The following is a 19,212-nucleotide window of genomic DNA, read 5'->3' as shown; positions in this document are numbered from 1 at the left end:
GCTACACCCCCAACGGGGTGCAGATCGGCAGCGTCAAGACCAGCTCAAACACCGGGCAAGGCATGGCCAGCGACGGCACCGACCTGTTCGTCAGCCTGTGGAACGGCGCATCGTCGTCGTTCGCCCGCTACGACCCCGCCTTCGCGGTCACGAACACCTACAACAACCCGACCGGCATGGGCAACTTCAACAACATCGTCGACTTCGTGTGGGACGCCGGCAGCGGCCACTTCTTCGGCCTGGCGACCACGGGCGAGGGCGGCACCGGCACCGAATCCACCACGGTCCTCGAGTTCGTGATGGGCGGGATGGTGATCAAGAGCTACGGCCTGCCCTTCGCCGCCGACGGCATCGGCGTCTATAGCTCCGCGAAGTGCGGCAACGGCAAGGTCGAGGGCAGCGAGGCCTGCGACGACGGCAACATGGTCGACACCGACGCCTGCACCAACGCCTGCAAGCTGGCCGCCTGCGGCGATGGCATCGTCCAGGCCGGCGTCGAGGCCTGCGACGACGGCAACATGGTCGACACCGACGCGTGCACCAAGACCTGCAAGCTGGCCGTGTGCGGCGACGGCATCGTCCACGACGGCGTCGAGGCCTGCGACGACGGCAACATGACCGACGGCGACGCCTGCACCAACGCCTGCGCCGCCGCGGTCTGCGGCGACGGCATCATCCAGGACGGCGTCGAGCCCTGCGACGACGGCAACGACATCGACGACGACGCCTGCAGCAACACCTGTGTGCTGGCCAGCTGCGGCGACGGCGTGGTCCAGCAGGGCGAGGAATGCGACGACCCCAACGATGTGATGTGCGTGGATTGCATGATCGTGATCGACGGCACGACCACGGGCGCGACGACCACCACGGCCACGACAACCGGCGACGCCACCACCACGGATGCCACCACCGCGGATGCGACCACCGGCGACGCCACCACCGGCGACGCCACCACCGCCGCGCCGACGAGCGGCGGCGAGAGCGGGGGCGCCAGCGGCACCGGCGACGCGTCAACCGGCGACACGGCCCCCACCACTGCGGGCCCGGCCGACACGACCACCGGCGACGGCTCGTCCTCGGGCTCGGGCACCGACGGCGGCGTCGACGACGGCGGCTGCGGCTGCCGCTCGCAGCACCCGGGTGGCGCCGGCTCCCTGGCGCTGCTGGCCCTGCTCGGCCTCGCGAGCCGCCGACGCCGCCGGTGAAGACCCGCGGGTCGTCCTCGCCAGCCCCCACCCGACCCCCGCTTCGCAAGCGCCCCCGGGTGCGGCACCATGCGAGCGAGCCTGCCCGCGTGCGACCGACTTACCCCTACTCCCTCCTCGGCCTGGTCCTGTTCGCCTGCAACGGCGGCGGTGACTCGGGCGACACGACCACCGCCGCGACCACCACGGCCACCACCGGCCCGGCCGCGAGCACCGGCCCCGAGCCCACGACCGCCGCCACCACCGACGCGCCGACCACCACCGCCACCACCGGCGAGCCGCAGACCTGCGCCCCGCAGCCGCTCGTCGCCCCCAAGTCCGGCTTCTTCAGCGACATCTCCGACGCCAGCGGCATCCGCGTCGAAAACTTCGTCCCCAACCCGGCGACGCCGATCCCGATCAATGATCACAGTCGCCTCGGCTTCGCCGACCTCGACGGCGACGGCTTCGACGACATCGTCGCCCACAGCCTGTTCCCGAACCCCCAGGCCGGCGTCCCCTTCGAGCACCTCATCTATCACAACAACGGCGACGGGACCTTCGCCCACGTCTCCGACGAGTCCGGCCTGCGCGACGTCCAGGCCGGCTTCTTCGCCTTCGGCGACGTCGACAACGACGGCGACCAGGACTGCTTCGCCGGCCTCGACATCGAGCTCCCCGGCGAGAAGAACCGCATCCTCCTCAACGACGGCAGCGGCCACTTCACCGACAAGCCCGACGCCGGCGTCGACGCCGTCAACCTCGCCGCCAACGCCGTCTTCGCCGACTTCAACGGCGACGCCAGGCTCGACCTCTTCGTCGGCAACGGCCAGACCGGCTACGCCGTCCCCGACCAGCTGTTCTTCGGCTACGGCGACGGCCGCTTCCAGGACGTGAGCGAGGTCTACCTCAAGGGCAGCCCGGCCCAGCCCAGCAACGGCAGCGTCGCCTGCGACTACGACGACGACGGCGACCTCGACATCTTCGTCTCCACCTACGGCGTCAGCACCCTCAAGGGCCGCAATCACCTGTGGGAGAATGACGGCACCGGCCTGATGACCGAGGTCGGCGAGGCCCGCGGCTTCGCGGCCCTCGCCACCGGCAATTACTACCTCGCCAGCACCGGCAACGGCACCGCCCCCGAGCCCGACGTCACCCCCGATCAATATATGGGCTCCAACGGCTTCGGCCTCCAGTGCGAGGACGCCACCGGCGACGGCCTGATGGACATCTTCCTCACCGCGATCTCCCACCCGGTCGACAGCGACTACAGCCGCAAGTGGTCCGACCCCAGCCAGCTGCTCGTCAACACCGGCAAGGCCGGCAAATACGCCTTCACCAACGAGTTCCTGAAGCGCGGCCTGCCCTTCAACGAGGGCGACGTCGACGGCGCCATGGTCGACTTCGACAACGACGGCCGCATGGACCTCTCCGTCTCCCGCGACAAGAAGTACGAGCCCAACTACACCGATATCGATCAGCTCAGCTGGTTCGGCCTCATGCACCAACAGCCCGACGGCGGCTTCGTCAGCCTCGGCCCCGTCAGCGGCATCAACGACTCCCAGGACCCCTACAACCGCATGAAGGCCGCCCAGAACCACGCCTGGTCCGACATCGACCACGACGGCGACCTCGACCTCCTGGTCGGCGGCCGCGACAACGGCAACGGCGGCCGCCCCAACTTCCTGTTCAAGAACACCATCGGCGAGCAGAACGCCTGGCTCGAGCTGCGCCTGGTCGGCGACGGCAAGCAGGTCAACCGCGACGCCATCGGCGCCCGCGCCACCATCGTCTTCGACGGCTGGAAGATCACCCGCGAGGTCAAGGCCGGCCGCGGCACCTACAACTCCCTCGACACCCGCACCCTCCACTTCGGCCTCGGCGACTACGGCTGCGACTACACCCTCGAGCTCCGCTGGCCCGACGGCACCACGCAGTCCTTCACCCCCGAGCAGATCGGCGTGAACCGCCTCGTGACCCTGACGTACCCCCCCCCCCCCCCCCCCCCCCCCCCCCCCCCCCCCCCCCCGCCCCCCCCCCCCCCCCCCCCCCCCCGCGGCGCCCCCCCGCCGGGCCCGCCCCCACCCCCCCCCCCCCCCCCCCGGCGCCCCTCCCTGCCGCGACATTGCCCGGCGAAGCCGCCTACTTCGCGATCACAATCGTCTGCTCAAACGCCGCCCCCTTGCGTTCGCCCGCGATCGTCCATTCGTCCTGGCCCTTGATCGCCGCATACGCCGTGAGCGCCTCCTCGACGCCGCCGAGCGAATGGCCTCCGATCGCCGTGATACGGTCGCCGTTCTTCAGCCCGATCGCGGCGAATGTGCTGCCGACCCGGATCCCAAACAACTTGAAGCCCCGCGTCTGCCCGTCCTGCAGGTATGGCACCACCCGCGCCTGTTTCACCAGCTCGGCCGGATCGGCGAGCAGCGCCTCGAAGGTCTTGCGTGGCACCGTGCAGCGATCCGCCGCGCAGGTGATCGGCGACGGCGAGCCAACCACGGACTGCGGCCCGATCGCGGCATCAGCCCCGGGCTGCGCCAGCGGGTTCGGCCCCTGCGCGCCCAGCAGCGCCGCGAGCTGCCCCATCCCGTCCGGCGACGCCGCGGGTCCCCGCACGACGCACTCCCGCTCCTGCCGGCCCCGAGCCTCCACCAGCGCCTCCCTCAGGTGTCGGATCTCCTCCTCCTGCTGCGCCAGCGCCCTGTCCTTGGCCTCAAAGGCCTGGCGCAGCGCCTCCTTGTCGCGCTCCGTCACGATCTCACAGGCCCCGAGCATCACCAACCCGATCACGACCGCCGCGAACTTCATCGCCGACCAGCAGACCACGCCACCCGCACCATGCGCAAGCGCCCGAGCCCGGTGTGCGACGAATCCGGCGCAGCCCCGGGATCAGGGCGCGGCGCGCCCCGGGCGACCGGCCCACGCGGCCGCGGGGTCGAGGCCGAGCGCGTGCAGAGCCGGGAAAATTTCCTGCTCGATGGTGGCGAAGAAGATCATCGCATACTGCTCACTCGTCAGCAGGCCGAGGTTGGCTGCCTCGCCGCGTTCGACGGTGATCGCGCGACCGGCCACATCCTCGATGGTGTAACCGCAGGCGGTGGTCGCCTCGAAGCCGCCGAGGGCGCGGCGCAGCCGCTCCTGGACCTGCGCGCGACCGGCCGGCTCGAGCGCGGGCAACAACAACGCCAGCGCGTCCCAGCCGAACGCGGCGTGCAGGTGCTCGTCGCGGAGGATCTGGCGCACCACCTGCTCGGCGACGGGGTCGGTGGTGACGACGATCAGGGCCTCATACATCGGACGAGAGATGGTCTCGCCGAGACAACAGGCGATCAGGATCGCGTCCGCGGCCCACGCGAGCAGCGCCTGGGGCTGCTCGGGCCCCGGCGCGTCGTGCCAGGGGGCGTCGGGCGTCGGCCAAGCGAACAGCTCGGGCTCGCCGCCCTCGGGCAGCAGCGCGACGGCCATCGCGGCGCACAGCTCGGCGTGGCGGACCTCATCGGTGATCAGCCGCGCGAGCGCGCCGAGCAGCTCGAGGCCGACGCGGGCCTCGCACAGCCCGTGCATGACGGCCGAGAATTGATGGATCGATCCATGCTCGGCGCAGGCGCGGCGGGCCCACTGGCGCGCCGCCTCCCGCCGCAGCGCGAGGCTGTAGCGCGAGGCGTCGAAGGCGGCGAAGTCGGGCCAGCGGTCGCGCTCGACCTGCACGCGGTGGATCCGGGCGAGACGCTCGGTGGTCGCCGCGAGCATGCGCTCGCAGCTCGCGCGGCCGATGTCCAGCGCCGGCGAAAGCGCTCCGAGCCCGCGAAGGGCCCCGCGCGACGGGCCCGAGCGGGCGCGCTCGGCCTCGGATGGCTCCTGCGTCATTCGTGCGGCTCAGTCGGCGGCGGCGTGTTGATGATCTTCGGCGTCGGCTTCTCGGGCTTGGGCGGCGGCGTGTTGATGATCTTCGGCGTCGGCTTCTCGGGCTTGGGCGGCGGCGTGTTGATGTGGAGCTGCTCCACGGGCTCGGCCACGGGCTCCGGCGGGGCCGGGTTGACGATCACCGGCTCCGGCTTCTCAGGCGCTTGCGGTGGGAGCGGCTTGACCTCCGGCGGAGCCGACTCCACCGGACCCGGATTCGCGGTCGGCGGGCGCTCGTTGCTCTGGCTGCACGCGACCGCCGGGACCAGCAGCGACGTGCCGACGGCGAAGCGCAAGAATGGGTGGCCCTGACGTGACATTCGATCACTCTCGCACGCGGCGCCACGCGATGCAACTGCGCGGGGCCGCGCCGGGCGAGAGACCACGAAGCCACAATGATAGGAGTCCCCGAGTATCGCCATATCGTGCCGCGTGTCGCCATATCGTGCAGCGGGGGCCCGCCCGCCTATCCTGAACCGCCCCCGCTCGCTCGCCACGCCGCGATCACCTCCGCCTCGGCCTCCGCCGTCATCCCCGGCGTCTCGCCCGCCGCCTCACCCGCCGCCTCACCCTTAGGCGAGTCCCACCATTCCAGCGTATCCCGCATCGTCGCCACCAGCGGCCGGAAGCACAGCCCCCGCACCACCGCCAGCGGCGAGCCCATTTCATACGTGCTCCCGGTCCCGGCCGACAGCTGCTTGCGGTCGACGCCCTCGGCCGCCGCCCACCTCCGGTCGACCCACACCGGTGTCGCCGGCCCGCCGACGGCGATCGCCGCGGCCGCCAGCGCCCCCAGCGTGAACGGCGGCCCCGCCACATTAAACACCCCCCGCACATCCCGCTCGATCAGCCCCGCGATCCACGCCCCGAGGTCGCGCACGTCCGTGAATGCCACCTTGTTCTCCGGCCGCCCCAGCACCAGGAATTCCCCGCCCGCCCGCGCCCGCAGCGCCCAGCGGACAAAGTGCGCCCGGCGATCGTAATCATGCGGCCCGAACAGATCGGCCGGCCGGACGATCGTCGCCCGCCCCGCGAAGTATCGCAGCACCTCGCGCTCGCCCGCCGCCTTGCGCTCGCCGTAGGTCCTCGCCGCGTCGGTCGCCGCCGGCCAGATCGGGCTCTCTTCGCTGCGCCGCAGCGATCCGCTCATCGTATACGCCGCCGTCGACGATACATACAGATAGCGCCCCGCCGCCGCGTGCAGCAGCTCGCTCGCGCGCCGCACCCACTGCGGATTGGTCCCCGAGGTATCGATCACCACGTCCCAGCTGCGCCCGCGCAGCGCCGCCAGGTCCCCCTCGCGGTCCCCGAGCAATTCCTCCGCCTCCGGGAACAGCCCCGGCCCCGTGCGCCCGCGGTTGAACAGCGACACCGCGTGCCCGCGGGCCAGCACCGCCGCGACGATCGCCCGCCCCACGAAGCGCGTCCCCCCGAGCACCAGCACCCGCAACCGCCGCCGCCGCGCCGCGATCACCCCGCCCGCGATCCCGACGCCCCAGGCCGCCCCCTGCAGCCAGCCCCGGCGCGTCAGCGACATCACGTCATGGTACCGCCCCCGACCGTCGCCGAGAAACCTGTCCCTTCAGCCAGCCCCGCCGTCAATCCTCGCCCGACCCGACCGTGTGCAGCCGCACCGGCCGGGCCCGCAGCGCGTAGCGGCGCTCGGCGTACGCGATGTCCTCGACCCACAGCCGCGCCGCGCGGGCGTTCATCGCCGGTCGCAGCCAACGACTGAGCCGCAGCGCGTGGCGAAAGCCCGGCCGCTCCGAGCGGGCCAGCGTCGCCTCGATCACCGCCGTGCGTCCCGGCCCGATCGGCGTCGCGTGGGTCTCGACCACCGACCCCGCCCCCTCGCCGCCGACGATCGTCATCACGATCGTCCGCGGATCCGGGCAATGAAAGGTCGCGTCGACCTCGACCGCCAGCGGCCCGATCACGCGGTACGCCACGCGCACCAGCAGCAGATCCTCGCGCTCCTCCAGCACCTTGAGCCGCCCGAACGAGTGCGGGTGGTAGTGCGCCCCGTGCCAGGGGTCCAGGCGATTGGCCAGGATGTCGCCCGGGTCGCAGCGCGCCTCCATCCGGATCACCCCGGCCAGCGCCGCCGTCGGCCGCGGCGCCATGATCGGCCCCGCCGTCTCCTCGCCCGGCCGCGCCGGCAGCCGCACCCACGCCAGCACCCCGTCGTCGTGGGCCACCAGCGGCCGCCAGCGCCCGTGCGGCCCGTCGCCGAGCTCGAGCCCGTGCCACGGACACACCAGGTTGTCCCCGCGGACCTTCGCACACGCGAGCGACGCGCCCATGTGCGGGCAGGCCCCCGGCGCCGCCCGCAGCGCCCCGTCCTGCGCCCGCCACAGCACCAGCTCCTGCCCGTCGATCGTGTAGGTCACCGGTACGCGCCCGATCTTCTCGCGGTCGTCGACCACGAACCACCCGCCCGACGGCAGCGCCAGCGCCCGTGTCAGCGCCCGCTCGATGCGCGCAGGGTTGGCCTGCACCCAGTCGGGGGCCTCGGAGGGCGGCGCCGTCGCCCCGGAGGATGGAGGCGTGCCGAAGGTGATCAGTCGCGGTCTGGTCAAAAGTACAGGTTCCTTGGGACAGGTTCAGGCCGCCGGCCGGCGCAGCCAGCGGGCCCGCGAGCGTACGACCTCCGCGGTCATCTGCGCCAGCGGCGTGCAGGCCATCACGCGCAGGCCGTCGAGCGGCGAGCCGTGATCGGTGAGAAAACGACACAGCAGATCCGGCGGCAGGCGCTCGAACAGGTCGACGAACAGCCCCGGCCCGCGCCCCGGGTGCCGCTCGAGATACGACAGGAACACCCGGTCCATCGCCACCGCCGCCGCCGGCCGCGGCGCAGGCGGCACCAGCGGCTGCCCCGGCCGGGCGACGATGCGCTCCGCCAGCGCGGCCGAGAAGCGCTGGATCGCCGCGAAGGCGTAGCCGGTCGACGGCTTGGCCAGCCCGCCGCGCAGGCCGATCTGCAGCACCCGCGGCGACGCCTGCGGCCGCGCCGGCCGCGTCGACATGGCGATCTGCCCCGCCTCGCGAAACCCGACCTTGAACTCACGCGCGCCCCGCCGCTCGAGGTCGCCGCGGATGTCCGCCTCGTACTGCGCCAACGGCAGCGCCCCCGCGCTGATGTACGTCGCCTCCACCAGCGCCCGCGTCGACGTGAACGGCAGCACATACATGAAGTGCAGCCCGCGCGTCTGCGCGACCGCGAAGTCCATCATCTCGACCACCCCCGGGTCGAAGCAGGGCTCGGCCGTCTCCACCTCCCAGCCGACGAAGTGCTGCACGAGGTCGACCTCCGCCACCGCGCTCGCCTCGGCCGCCGCAGCAGCCTCGGGGGGCCGCCCGTCGAGCACCAGCCCGGCCCGCAGCGGCCCCGCCGTCGTCTCCACCACCACCTGCCCGCCCTGCTCCGCGATCGCCGTCACCCGGGCCCCGAGCACCAGCCGCAGCTCCGGCGCCGTCGCCAGCAGCGCCTGCGCCTGCGCGTAGAAGCGGTCCGCCGGGATGTGCTCGTACGGGTGCCGAGTGCTACCCCGCACGACCCGCCGCCCCCCCTCCTGCACCGCCCATTGCGACCACCGCCGGGTCACCGAATCCGCGAATGGGTGGGCCTCGAAGCGCCACCCGCACCAGGTCCGGTCGCGTTGGTACTCGCTGCGCGGCTCGACGATCGTCACCCGCGGGCACGCTCGCCCGGCCCGCCGCGCCGCCGCAACCACGTGCACCGCCAGGCTCAGCCCGGCGCAGCCGCCCCCGACGATGAGCGCATCGACATCCACCGCCGCAACCATCACCCGCCCCCCGCACGAACTCAACCCCGCCCCCTGCGCGCCCGCACCCCACGCAACACCTGCACGCACCCCGTGGATCTCCGCGGCCACCGCCGCGTGGGCGCACCAGGCATCACCCTCCGCCCCGGCCGTCCCGCGCGCTCCTCGTGATAAGGTCCCCGCCATGCGCGACACCTCGCTCCTCCGCACCCGCCTGCACCGCGCCCTCGCCTGCCTGCCGCTGCTCGCTGCTGGAGGCCTCGCCTGCGACAGCGGCCCCGCGCCCGAGGTCAAGCCCGCGACCCAGACCGCCGCCCCGGTCGCCACACCCACCCCGGCCGCGACCCCCACGCCACCTCCGCCACCGCTCCCGCCCTCGCCCTACCCCGAGCGCACCGGCCAGGACCCCTTCGACCCCGACGGCATCGAGGAGGAGGGCTGCCCCAACGGTGACTGGTGCGCCCCGGCCAAGATCGCCGAGAAGCTCGCCACCCAGTCCAGCGGCCAGGAGCTCGGCTGCCCGACCCGCCTCATGGGCCACCCGCAGAAGTCCAAGGCCGACGAGCGCCAGTTCAAGGGCATCTCGCTGAACCCCATGATGCAGGGCCGCCTCCGCAAGATCGCCACCGCCGAGCAGCGCGCCGCCACCAAGGACGAGACCATCTGCTGCTACCACTGGTTCGACTACTGCTCGGGTCGCCCCCTCCTCGCCGACGACCAGGCCCTGCGCGCCCCCCTGCGCCCCGGTTCTGCCTGGCTCTCAGGACATGTCTCCGAGGACAGCGTCGCCGCCCTCCCGCTCGCCGCCCGCCGCCACCTCGCCGGCCTGTGGCTGCGCGACGCCGGCGACGAGCACGCGGCCGTCGCCGCCTTCGCCCGCGCCACCCTCGAGCTGATGGCCGTCGGCGCCCCGCCCGAGCTGATCTTCGCCTCCCAACAGGCCAGCCTCGACGAGATCCACCACGCCCGCAGCTGCTTCAGCCTCGCCGCCCTCTACGCCGACGAGCCCGCCGAACCCGGCCCGCTCCCGGCCCTCGCCCCCCGCGACGGCGGCCTCGTCGCCCTCGCCCGCAACACCTTCCTCGAGGGCTGCCTCGGCGAGACCGTCGCGGCCCTCGCGGCCCTCCGCGCCGGCCGCAGCTGTCAGCTCGCCCCCGTCCGCGAGGTCCTCGCCACGATCGCCGACGACGAGACCCGCCACGCCGAGCTCGCCTGGGCCACCCTGGCCTTCACCGTCCACCACGGCGGACCCGAGGTCGCCGCGGCCCTCCGCGAGCTCGCAAGCAGCATCGGCGATCGCCTCCACGACGCCAGCCCCGAGCCCGAGCTGCCCGCGGAGCTGACCCGCGAAGTGCTGGCCGCCCACGGCCGCCTCGGCCCCGCCGCTCTGGCCACCGCCCGCAGCGACGCCTGGCACGACATCGTCGTCCCCACCCTGGAGCTCATCCTCGGCGCCGCCGAGGCCGCCGACACCGCCGACGCGATCGAAACCAGCGACCTCTCCTGAACCAGGAGACCTCGAGTCGCCCGACCCTCGACATCAGCGAAGTCCCGGGTCCCCACCACAACGCGATCGCCGTGCCACGCGTGGGGACCCGCGCCCCCGCATTCTCTTGCGACCGAGAATTGCTCCTGGCGCGCCTGGACCCCTATGATGCGCCAATGTCTCATCGCGCCCGCCAGGCCCTGCAGACCCTGATCGCCTCCACCCTCGTGCTCGCCTGCGCCGGCGGCAGCGAGACCTCGATGACCAGCCTCTCCGGCTTCGTCACCCAGGGCCCCGCCAGCGACACGACACCCACCTCGATGGGCACCACCACCGAGGCGACCCCGACGACCTCGGGCGACACCATGCGCATGACCACCGCGGAGGACACGATGCGCATGACCACCACCGAGTCTCCCGACGAGACCACCACCGGCCCGGTCACCGCCACCGACGTCTCCACGACCAGCACCACCGGCCCGGACAGCACCAGCGGCGGCGACGAAAGCACCGGCCCGGTCATCCTCTGCGGCAACGCCATGATCGACGCGCCCGAGGAGTGCGACGGCATGAACCTCAACGGCAAGGACTGCAAGTCCCTCGGCTTCACCGGCGGCACCCTCGTCTGCACCTCGCAGTGCATCTTCGACAAGGCCATGTGCACCTCGCCCTCGTGCGGCGACATGAACGTCGACCCCGGTGAAGAGTGCGACTGCGGCAACCAGGGCGTCATGTGCACCGCGGCCCAGCTCGGCAACGCCCAGTGCACCAGCCTCCCCAGCCCCAACGGCGGCAACTACACCGCCGGCACCCTCGCCTGCAACAGCCCCAACTCCTGCAGCTTCAACAAGAACGCCTGCACCTACTGCGGCGACGCGATCAAGAACGGCCCCGAACCCTGCGACGGCGCCGACCTCGGCGGCCAGACCTGCAGCACCCAGGGCTTCGTCGGCGGCTCCCTGTCCTGCACCCCGCAATGCGCCTTCAACACCGGCGGCTGCACCAACTGCGGCAACAACCAGGTCGACGGCAACGAGCAGTGCGACGGCAACAACTTCAACGGCAAGACCTGCGTCTCCCAGGACTCCAGCAAGTTCGCCGGCGGCACCCTCACCTGCTCCGGCAGCTGCGACTCGATCTCCACCAGCGGCTGCAACTCCGGCAACTGCTGCAACACCGGCGCCGCCGGGGCCTGCTCCGTCGTCGGCATCAAGAACTGCGTCTGCGGCCTCGACCCCTTCTGCTGCAGCAGCTCGTGGGACAGCATCTGCGTCGGCGAGGCCAAGACCGACTGCGGCGCCCAGTGCCCGTGAGCGACCCGAACCTGTCCTGAGGGACATCCCCACTCCGAAGCCTTGCGCCAGCCCGGCACGAGGTCACCGCGGCCGCGCCGACCGGAGTTCTGCGGCGTTGCCCCTTTGCCGCGATTTGCTATGGTGCTCGCCGGTCTGGAGGCTCTTTGGCCATGCGACGCACCTCTCCCCTCAGCTCCGCCCTCATCGGCTCCTTCGCCCTCGCCGCCGCGCTCGGCCTCGCCTGTGCCAGCGGCTCACAGACGGCGAAGTCCAGCCCCTGCCTCGACCGCTGCACCAACATCCAGTCCCCGCTCGACCGCTCCACCTGCGAGCTCGAGTGCTCCCGCGTCGCCACCCCTGCGCCCGCAGTCGCCACCGCCCCGACCCCGACCCCCCCCGCCGCGACCCCCGCACCCGCCCCGACCCCGACCCAGCCGACGCCCCCCGTCGTCGCCACGCCCCAGCCCCTACGCCCGCAGCCCGTCGCCCAGCCCCCGCGCCCCGTGACCCCGACCCCGGCCCCCGTGGCCGTCGGCCCGACCTACGGCGAGCTGCAACAACAGCGCCTCGTCTGCGAGTCGCAGTGCGACAACGAAGCCAACAACAGCGACCGCGCGACCTGCCGCGTCCAGTGCGCCCAGATCACCAACCAGCCCTATCGTGCTGTCGGCAGCTCGGGCGGCACCCCCACCTACGTCACCCCGCCAGGCACCCCGCCGCCAAGCTACGGCACCCCGCAGCCGACCCCCGTCGACCCCCAGGCGCTCGCCAGCTGCCTCTCCACCTGCAACGACCCGTCGACCCCGGAGACCGACCGCGCCACCTGCCGCCTCCAGTGCAACGCCAACGGCAGCGTCCTGCCCCCGCCCTCCAGCTACTACGTCCTCGGCGGCGCCCCGCCGTCGGACGCCGAGCAGCGCGCCGCGATCATCCGCTCCTCCAGCGGCACCGCCGGCACCACGGCACCACGCCCGCCCACCGCCACACCCACCGCGCAGCAGCAACAAAAATTCGCCGCCTGCGCCGCCACAGCCCAGACCTGCAACACCAGCTGCAACACCCAGCTCTCGCCCTGCACCGCCGGCTGCGATCAGGGCAAGATGTCCAGCACCGACCGCGCGACCTGCAAGCTCACCTGTGAGAGCAGCGCCGATGTCTGCCGCGACGACTGCCGCATCAAAGAAGGCAACTGCCGCAGCAAGCCCTAAGAGGCCCCGGCCAAGGTCGCCGCGCGACGCCGACGACCTCGCACAAACCAATGCGCAAGATGGCCGTACGAACATGTCCCTTGCGACAGCTCGTAGCGAGGTGCCAGTCCGCGATCTACGATGTATCGAGCATCGGCCGCCTCGGTCACCAGCGATACGTCAGCGCATATTCGCCTTGCGGTAGGCGTGCGGCGTATCGTCGGTCCACCGGCGAAACGCGCGAGTGAACGCGCTCTGGTCGGCGAACCCGAGCAGGAAGGCGATGTCGACGATCGCCATCGCGGGATCCCGCAGGTGGGCCTTCGCGGTGGCGGCCCGCGCCTCGTCCAGGATCGCCGCGAAGCTGTGCCCCGTCGCGCTCAGGCGGCGCTGCAGCGTCCGCTCGCTGGTGCGTAGCACCCGGGCGATGCGCCCGGTCGTCGGCTCGCCGCCACGCAGCTCCTCCGAGACCGCCTGCCTCACGCGGCTCACGAGGTCGTCGCCCGCCGGGAGCTCGACGAGCAGCCGCCTCGCGTAGTCCTCGAGCACGGCGAGCAACGCGGGGTCCGCCCCCGTGACCGGCGCATCCCAGACCGCCCGCGAACACACCAGCCGCGGCGTCGCGCAACCAAAGCGGAGCTCGCAGCGAAACACCCGGCGCAGCTCGCCGGGGTCTCGCGGGGCGCCGAAGGTCAGCTCGACGGCGTCCGGTGCCCAGCGCTCCCCGGCACAGACGCGCCCGCGCGTGACCATGGCCGCGAGCGAGTACTCCTGCGCCGGCGCCCGCAGCTCGACCCCCGGATCGCGGGCACACATCTCGAGCGCGACCTCGTCGGCCTGTGCCCGCACCCGGAGCACCGCGCGCGCGTCGACGATCGGAAAATACGCGGCGATCCGGCGATACCCCTCACCGATCGTCGGGCTGTGCGCCGCGAGGAAGTCGACCACCCGGTACGCGCCGAAGGGGAGCGCCTCGGCGGCGTGCAACGCGAGATGCGGGTCGCCGCTGCGAACATAGGCGGCCTGCCACAGCCGGTCCGCCTGCGCCGCGGAGATCCGCCGCTCCGGATCGAAGACCTCGTCGCGCCGCAGCCCCGCCTCGCTCAGCAGCGCGTCGCCATCGAGCCCGAGGAGCTGGCACGCCTCGACGACAGCGCGCGTGGCGATGGCGAGGACGGTGTCTGCCATGAGCGCGCAGCATACCAGCGCGACCGCCGGAGCCACGCCAGCGCCAGCGCCCCGAGGCCAAACAGCCCGCAGCCGGGGCCGAAGACGTCGCCGATCGCCCCGTAGACCGTGCAGATCCCGTGGTGCGGGAGGTCCATGACCAGCACCCGCTGGACCCCGTCGAAGTGACTCAGCGAGCCGCGAAGCCGCCCGTACGGGTCGATGCCCGCCGAGAGCCCGAATCGCGTCGAGCGTACGATCGACTGACCGCCCTCGATCGCCCGCACCGCGGCCATCTCGGTGTGGATCGGATCGATGCCCCGCCAATCCGAGGCCGGGAGCGCGACGAGGTCGACGCCCAGCGCCGCGTGAGCCAGGCCGAGCCGCGGGAAATCATAATCGTAGCAGATGGCCCCCGAGAGCCTGCCGAGCCCAGGGTCCACGTAGAGCGGCATCGGCGTGGTCCCGGCGATCGCGGGCTCGCCGGGCACGGGGTGGTGTTTGTCGTACACATGAGCGACCGCGCCTTCGGACGTGAACATCGCATAACGGTTGTGATACCGGAGCGGCGCCTCGGCGACGGGCATGACATACGCGGCCACGATCACGACCCCGAGCTCGCGCGCCACCTCGCCGACGCGGGCCTGAAAGGCGGCCTCGTCGGCGGGCCAGACCATGGTGGCCGCCTCGGTCCAGACGATCAGCGACGCACCCGCCCGCGCCGCCTCCCGCGTCCGCCTGAGCAGCCCGGCCTCGACCCGGGCGAGGGCCTCAGCGTCAGGCAGCGGACCGATCCCGACCGTCGAGTCCGTGCCGATCGCGGCGACCCGGCGCTGCTCCGTGCCGCTCGCCGACGACAGGGCGAGCCGCGCCTGGCCCACACCCATCACCGCGACGACCACTGCCACCGCCCCGAGCGCGAACACCCGCTGCGGCCGCGACGGCACCGCGAGCACCGACTCGAGGCTCGCAGCCACGAGGTAGACCAGGAAGCTGACCCCGTGCAGGCCGGTCACCGACGCGAGCTGCAGCAGATCGATGTGCCCGAGCTGGGTATTGCCCGCCGCCCCCCACACGCCGAACGGCAGCGCCGCGTGCAGCACCCACTCACCGGCCACCATCAGCGCCGCAAACCCGAGCGCTGCTCCCCGCTCCCCGAAGCCGCGGCGCAGCGGTCCCACCAGGAAGAACGGCGTCGACAGCACGAGCGCGATCGGTGCGGAGAACAACACGCTCATCGCGATCGGCAGCGGCGCCGTGACGATCTTCGCCACCGCCAGGGTCCAGCCGACGAACGACGCCGCTCCGAGCGCGACCCCGGCGCGCCACCCCGAGCTCCCTCGGCGGTAGCGCAGGAACGGCAGCGGCGCGACCCAGGCGAGCACCCCAAGGCCGAACCGCATCTGCGACGCCGCGAGCAGGAGGGCCCCCAGAGCGAGCCACAGCCAGGGCCGTCGGTCGAGCAACCCAGGCCACGCCCAGGCAGGAGGAGGACACACGTCGGTGGATGCGCCGGTCATGGGCCCACCCTGCGCCCACGCGCCCCGTTCTTCTTGACCGGGCGCGCCAGGCCGTGGTCCCCGGCCGCCAATCGCCGGTGGCCGCGGCGTGGGCCAGTCCGACCGCGCCGCTCAGCGCAGCGACAGCAGCTCCACCTCGAACACCAGCGTCGCGTTCGCCGGGATGAGCCCCGGATAACCCGCCGCCCCGTAGCCGAGATGCGACGGGATCGTCAGCTTGCGCAGCCCGCCGATCCGCATCCCCGCGACGCCCTGGTCCCAGCCCGCGATCACCTCGCCCGCCCCGAGGCGAAACCCGAACGGCTCGCCGCGGTCGCGCGACGAGTCGAACTTCTTGCCGTCGACCAGCGTGCCCACGTAGTGCACGCCGACCGTCTGCCCGGCCTTCGCCTCGGCACCCGTGCCCACCCGGAGATCCTCGATCTTCAGCGCTTGCTCGCTCATGCGGGCCACCTTGCCAGCTCGCCCCGCGAAATCCCAGCCACCCGGTTCTCCCGCCCCTCCCGCGACTTCACAGCTTTCGCAGACCGGCTCGCGAAGATTCGCGAACCCCACCGATCGCCCCTCCCGCGACCTCAACATCGCAAGCGTTTTTCATGGCCCGATTCCTGCTCTAACGCCCGACGTGCCGGTCCCCGCCGCCCTCGCCCGCCCCGCTCCCTGGCCCCTCCTCGCCCTCCTCGCCCTCCTCCCCGGCCTCGCCAGCGCCGCCCGCCCCGCACCTGTCCCCGCGACCACCTCACCTGTCCCGGCGACCACCTCACCTGTCCCATCGACCACCTCACCTGTCCCCGCGACCACCCGCTCCGCAGCTGTCCTCGAGGACAGCCTCTCCCTCACCACCCCGCTGACGATCGACGACGCCGTCGCCATCGCCCTCGCCCGCAGCCCCGGCCTCATGGCCGCCGCCGAGCGCGTGCGCGGCCAGTCGCTGCTCGCCGACGCCGAGGCCAAGCCGGCAGGCCCCTCGCTCAGCCTCGACGTCTGGCAGGTCCCGCTCGCCCGCCCGTGGGCGATCCACGAGTCGCCGATGATCATGCTGGCCCTGCGCCAGCCGATCCCCCCCGCCGGCCTCCTGCGCCGCCGCGCCGCCGCCCGCCGCCACGAGGCCAGCGCCGGCTCGGCCGAGCGCGAGGCCCAGGCCCAGCTGCTCGCCCTCGCCGTCCGCCACGCCTTCATCGAGTACGCCGCCGTCACCGCCCGCCACGCCCTCCACCTCGAGCACCAGGAGGTCAGCGAGCGCGTCCTCCAGCTCGCCCGCGCCAGGCAGGTCATCTCCGGCTCCCTCCTCGACATCGCCCGCGCCGAGACCGAGGCCGCCCGCGCCCACGCCGAGGTCGCCACCGACGCCACCACCATCGACGCCGCCCGCGTCCGCCTCAACAGCCTGCTCGCCCGCCCGCCGAACGCCCCGCTCGGCCCGCCCGTCCCGCTCCCCGACGAGCGCGCCGCCACCGACGCCGCCACGCTCATCACCCGCGCCCCCCAGCTGCGCCCCGAGCCCCGCGCCGCCGCCGCCCGTCGCGACGCCGCCGCGATGGACCTCGAGGCCGCCCGCCGCGAGGCCCAGGTCCCCGCCGCCGAGCTCGGCCTGGCCTTCTTCCCCGCCACCAAGGTCCAGCCGATCAACGGCTACGGCCTGCTCGTCAACGTCGCCCTGCCCTGGCTCTCGGGACAGGGCCGCAAGCGCAGGGACGCCCAGGCCGCCTTCACCGCCGCCGCCGGCCACGACCTCGCCGAGGCCCGCCTGCAGGTCGGCCGCGAGGTCGCCGAGGCCCTCGCCGCCGCCGAGAGCGCGGCAAGACGCTGGCAGACCCTCCGCGGCGCCGCCCTCCCGGCCAGCCAGCGCGCCCGCGAGGTCGCCCTGTCCGGCTACGAAGTCGGCCGCGCCGACCTGCTCGCCATGCTCGCCACCGAGGGCACCTACGTCGAGGTCGCGCTCGAGATCATCGACGCCAAGGCCGCCCTCGACCACGCCCTCGCCGACCTCGAGCGCGCCAGCGGCTCCTCGCTCCCCCGCGCCCCGCTCCACCCCGCCGACCCCCACCACGACACCGGCGCCCAACCTGTCCCATGAGACATACCCACCAACCTGTCCCATGAGACACCCACCCTCGACACGCCCGCCAACCTGTCCCATGAGACACCCACCCCGATGACCACAGCCGACGCCAGCACCCCCGATCACGAGCCCCTGCACGAGGGCGAGGAGGCCCCGCCGCGCGGCCTCCTCGTCATGGCCCTGCTGCGCTGGCTGATCCTCGCCGGCGTCGCCGCCCTCGCCGCCACCGCCTGGTGGAGCTTCGCCCACGCCGACCCGGCCCTCGCCCACGCCCCCCGCTACCAGTGCCCCATGCACCCGCAGATCACCGCCAGCGACCCCGGCGAGTGCCCGATCTGCCACATGGACCTCGAGCCGATCGACCCCGCCCGCGCCCACGACCACGCCGACGCCGACGCCGCCCCGAGCCCCGCCGCCCCCACCGTCTTCGCGTGCCCGATGCACCCGGCCCAGCAGAGCCTGTCCCCAGGGACATGTCCCATCTGCAAGATGGACCTCGACCCGCTCCCCGCATCCAAGGCCCCCACGGTCTACCGCTGCCCCATGCACCCGGCCCAGCAGAGCCTGTCCCCAGGGACATGTCCGATCTGCAAGATGGACCTCGAGGCGCTCCGCAGCCCCCCGCCCGGCACCGCCCCGCTGCGCCTCAGCCTCGATCGCCAGCAGTCGATCGGCGTGCGCACGGCCGAGGCCCGCGCCCTCACCCGCACCCCCACCCTGCGCGCCCCGGCCACCCTCGAGCTCGCCGAGTCCGGCGCCGCCCAGGTCCATGTCCGTGCGGCCGGCTTCCTCGAGAAGATCGCCGTCGCCGAGACCGGCGTCCGCGTGCACAGGGGCCAGCGCCTCGCCGACCTCTACAGCCCGGAGATCTACCAGGCCCAGACCGAGCTCCTGGCCGCCCGCCGCTGGGCCGACGGCAACAACGCCCTCGCGGCCGCCCGCGCCCGCCTCGAGCTGCTCGGCATGAGCAGCGCCGCCATCGAGCGCCTGCTCGCCACCGGCAAGCCGAGCCGCACCGTCGCCGTCGAGGCCCCCGCCAGCGGCGTCATCATCGCCCGCAGCGCCGTGCTCGGCGCCTACGTCACCCCCGAGACCGCCCTCTACGAGCTCCGCGACCCCGACACCTTCCTCGTCGTCGCCGAGCTGCCCGCCGGTCGCGGCGAGGCGATCACCGCCGGCACCACCGCCCACCTGACGATCCCCACCCGCCCCGGCTACACCCGCGAGCTCCGCGTCGACCTCGTCTACCCCGAGCTCGACCGCGACGCCCGCAGCTTCCGTGCCCGCCTCACCCTCCACGACCCCAGCCTCCGCGCCGGCGAGTACGCCCTCGTCGACTTCGAGCTGGCGCCCGTCGACGTGATCGCCGTCCCCCGCGACGCCCTCGTCTCCACCGGGGCCTCCGACCACGTCTTCGTCGACCACGGCGACGGCCAGCTCGAGCCCCGCGCCGTCACCCTCGGCGCCTGCTGGGACGAGCTCTGCGCCGTCACCGACGTCCACGCCGGCGAGCGCGTGGTCGCCGGCGCCACCTTCCTCGTCGACGCCGAGAGTCGCCTGCGCGCCGCCCTCGTGCCTGTCCCCTAGCACCCCTGGCGCCGCGCTCGTACCTGTCCCTTCGCA

16 protein-coding genes are annotated in these 19,212 nt (G+C 73.2%); 7 read left to right on the top strand and 9 right to left on the bottom strand.

Annotated elements, in window-relative coordinates:
* Positions 1-17: 17 nt before the first annotated feature.
* Entirely contained in the window at positions 18-1,205 is a 1,188-nt protein-coding gene (locus IPJ59_RS29810) for a DUF4215 domain-containing protein (RefSeq protein WP_293274298.1), read from the top strand.
* Between the two features lie 89 nt (positions 1,206-1,294).
* Entirely contained in the window at positions 1,295-3,406 is a 2,112-nt protein-coding gene (locus IPJ59_RS29805) for a CRTAC1 family protein (RefSeq protein WP_293274297.1), read from the top strand.
* Here IPJ59_RS29805 and IPJ59_RS29800 read toward each other — a convergent pair.
* The 6 genes from IPJ59_RS29800 to IPJ59_RS29775 form a co-directional block, all read right to left on the bottom strand.
* Positions 3,327-3,992, bottom strand: a complete 666-nt coding sequence (locus IPJ59_RS29800) for a hypothetical protein (RefSeq protein WP_293274296.1) — start codon at positions 3,990-3,992, stop codon at positions 3,327-3,329. The two genes, IPJ59_RS29805 and IPJ59_RS29800, sit on opposite strands and share 80 nt — an antisense overlap.
* An 81-nt stretch (positions 3,993-4,073) precedes the next feature.
* A complete protein-coding gene (locus IPJ59_RS29795; RefSeq protein ID WP_293274295.1) occupies positions 4,074-4,934 on the bottom strand; it encodes a ferritin-like domain-containing protein in 861 nt (286 codons plus the stop codon).
* Positions 4,935-5,047: 113 nt separating this feature from the next.
* A complete protein-coding gene (locus IPJ59_RS29790; protein ID WP_293248262.1) occupies positions 5,048-5,407 on the bottom strand; it encodes a hypothetical protein in 360 nt (119 codons plus the stop codon).
* Positions 5,408-5,553: 146 nt separating this feature from the next.
* Positions 5,554-6,624, bottom strand: coding sequence for an NAD-dependent epimerase/dehydratase family protein (locus IPJ59_RS29785; protein WP_293274294.1), 1,071 nt, complete (start codon positions 6,622-6,624; stop codon positions 5,554-5,556).
* A gap of 61 nt (positions 6,625-6,685) precedes the next feature.
* On the bottom strand, positions 6,686-7,666 hold the full coding sequence (locus tag IPJ59_RS29780; RefSeq protein WP_293274293.1) for a DUF5914 domain-containing protein: 981 nt from the start codon (positions 7,664-7,666) through the stop codon (positions 6,686-6,688).
* 24 nt (positions 7,667-7,690) lie between these two features.
* Entirely contained in the window at positions 7,691-8,881 is a 1,191-nt protein-coding gene (locus IPJ59_RS29775; RefSeq protein ID WP_293274292.1) for a lycopene cyclase family protein, read from the bottom strand.
* Positions 8,882-9,056: 175 nt separating this feature from the next.
* Between IPJ59_RS29775 and IPJ59_RS29770 the strand changes: the two genes are divergently transcribed.
* The 3 genes from IPJ59_RS29770 (at position 9,057) to IPJ59_RS29760 (ending at position 12,861) form a co-directional block, all read left to right on the top strand.
* Positions 9,057-10,379, top strand: coding sequence for a hypothetical protein (locus IPJ59_RS29770; protein WP_293274291.1), 1,323 nt, complete (start codon positions 9,057-9,059; stop codon positions 10,377-10,379).
* Positions 10,380-10,534: 155 nt separating this feature from the next.
* On the top strand, positions 10,535-11,671 hold the full coding sequence (locus tag IPJ59_RS29765) for a hypothetical protein (RefSeq protein WP_293274290.1): 1,137 nt from the start codon (positions 10,535-10,537) through the stop codon (positions 11,669-11,671).
* A 152-nt stretch (positions 11,672-11,823) separates the two neighbouring features.
* The gene (locus tag IPJ59_RS29760; protein ID WP_293274289.1) at positions 11,824-12,861 is read left to right on the top strand and encodes a hypothetical protein; all 1,038 of its coding nucleotides are present in this window, start codon (positions 11,824-11,826) and stop codon (positions 12,859-12,861) included.
* A 159-nt stretch (positions 12,862-13,020) separates the two neighbouring features.
* Here IPJ59_RS29760 and IPJ59_RS29755 read toward each other — a convergent pair whose 3' ends face one another.
* The 3 genes from IPJ59_RS29755 to IPJ59_RS29745 all read right to left on the bottom strand — a co-directional run bounded on the left by IPJ59_RS29755 (position 13,021) and on the right by IPJ59_RS29745 (position 15,971).
* The gene (locus tag IPJ59_RS29755) at positions 13,021-14,028 is read right to left on the bottom strand and encodes an AraC family transcriptional regulator (RefSeq protein WP_293248243.1); all 1,008 of its coding nucleotides are present in this window, start codon (positions 14,026-14,028) and stop codon (positions 13,021-13,023) included.
* Positions 13,944-15,527 carry a nitrilase-related carbon-nitrogen hydrolase gene (locus tag IPJ59_RS29750; protein ID WP_293274288.1) on the bottom strand — a complete coding sequence of 528 codons (1,584 nt, stop codon included), beginning with the start codon at positions 15,525-15,527 and terminating at the stop codon, positions 13,944-13,946. Before IPJ59_RS29750 ends, IPJ59_RS29755 begins: the two co-directional genes overlap by 85 nt.
* A gap of 111 nt (positions 15,528-15,638) precedes the next feature.
* Positions 15,639-15,971 (bottom strand): FKBP-type peptidyl-prolyl cis-trans isomerase, encoded by a 333-nt coding sequence (locus IPJ59_RS29745; protein ID WP_293274287.1) that lies wholly within the window; start codon positions 15,969-15,971, stop codon positions 15,639-15,641.
* A gap of 181 nt (positions 15,972-16,152) precedes the next feature.
* On the opposite strand from IPJ59_RS29745, the gene IPJ59_RS29740 reads away from it, so the two are divergent.
* Both IPJ59_RS29740 and IPJ59_RS29735 read left to right on the top strand, forming a co-directional pair.
* Positions 16,153-17,604 (top strand): TolC family protein, encoded by a 1,452-nt coding sequence (locus tag IPJ59_RS29740; protein ID WP_293274286.1) that lies wholly within the window; start codon positions 16,153-16,155, stop codon positions 17,602-17,604.
* A gap of 78 nt (positions 17,605-17,682) precedes the next feature.
* Positions 17,683-19,176: an efflux RND transporter periplasmic adaptor subunit gene (locus IPJ59_RS29735; protein ID WP_293274285.1), complete on the top strand. Its 1,494-nt coding sequence runs from the start codon at positions 17,683-17,685 to the stop codon at positions 19,174-19,176.
* Positions 19,177-19,212 lie beyond the last annotated feature (36 nt).

This window comes from Nannocystis sp., assembly GCF_016714285.1.
GTDB lineage: Bacteria > Myxococcota_A > Polyangia > Nannocystales > Nannocystaceae > Nannocystis.
The sequence above is the reverse complement of the archived record's forward strand: the minus strand, read 5'-3'. Positions and strand labels throughout refer to the sequence as shown.

What these genes read in the sequence shown, in the direction of transcription:
- IPJ59_RS29735 (WP_293274285.1), top strand. Translation starts at nt 17,683, where the DNA reads ATGACCACAGCCGACGCCAGCACCCCCGATCACGAGCCCCTGCACGAG.
- IPJ59_RS29795 (WP_293274295.1), bottom strand. Translation starts at nt 4,934, where the DNA reads ATGCTCGCGGCGACCACCGAGCGTCTCGCCCGGATCCACCGCGTGCAG.
- IPJ59_RS29785 (WP_293274294.1), bottom strand. Translation starts at nt 6,624, where the DNA reads ATGTCGCTGACGCGCCGGGGCTGGCTGCAGGGGGCGGCCTGGGGCGTC.
- IPJ59_RS29755 (WP_293248243.1), bottom strand. Translation starts at nt 14,028, where the DNA reads ATGGCAGACACCGTCCTCGCCATCGCCACGCGCGCTGTCGTCGAGGCG.
- IPJ59_RS29770 (WP_293274291.1), top strand. Translation starts at nt 9,057, where the DNA reads ATGCGCGACACCTCGCTCCTCCGCACCCGCCTGCACCGCGCCCTCGCC.
- IPJ59_RS29745 (WP_293274287.1), bottom strand. Translation starts at nt 15,971, where the DNA reads ATGAGCGAGCAAGCGCTGAAGATCGAGGATCTCCGGGTGGGCACGGGT.
- IPJ59_RS29760 (WP_293274289.1), top strand. Translation starts at nt 11,824, where the DNA reads ATGCGACGCACCTCTCCCCTCAGCTCCGCCCTCATCGGCTCCTTCGCC.
- IPJ59_RS29765 (WP_293274290.1), top strand. Translation starts at nt 10,535, where the DNA reads ATGTCTCATCGCGCCCGCCAGGCCCTGCAGACCCTGATCGCCTCCACC.
- IPJ59_RS29790 (WP_293248262.1), bottom strand. Translation starts at nt 5,407, where the DNA reads ATGTCACGTCAGGGCCACCCATTCTTGCGCTTCGCCGTCGGCACGTCG.
- IPJ59_RS29750 (WP_293274288.1), bottom strand. Translation starts at nt 15,527, where the DNA reads ATGACCGGCGCATCCACCGACGTGTGTCCTCCTCCTGCCTGGGCGTGG.
- IPJ59_RS29800 (WP_293274296.1), bottom strand. Translation starts at nt 3,992, where the DNA reads ATGAAGTTCGCGGCGGTCGTGATCGGGTTGGTGATGCTCGGGGCCTGT.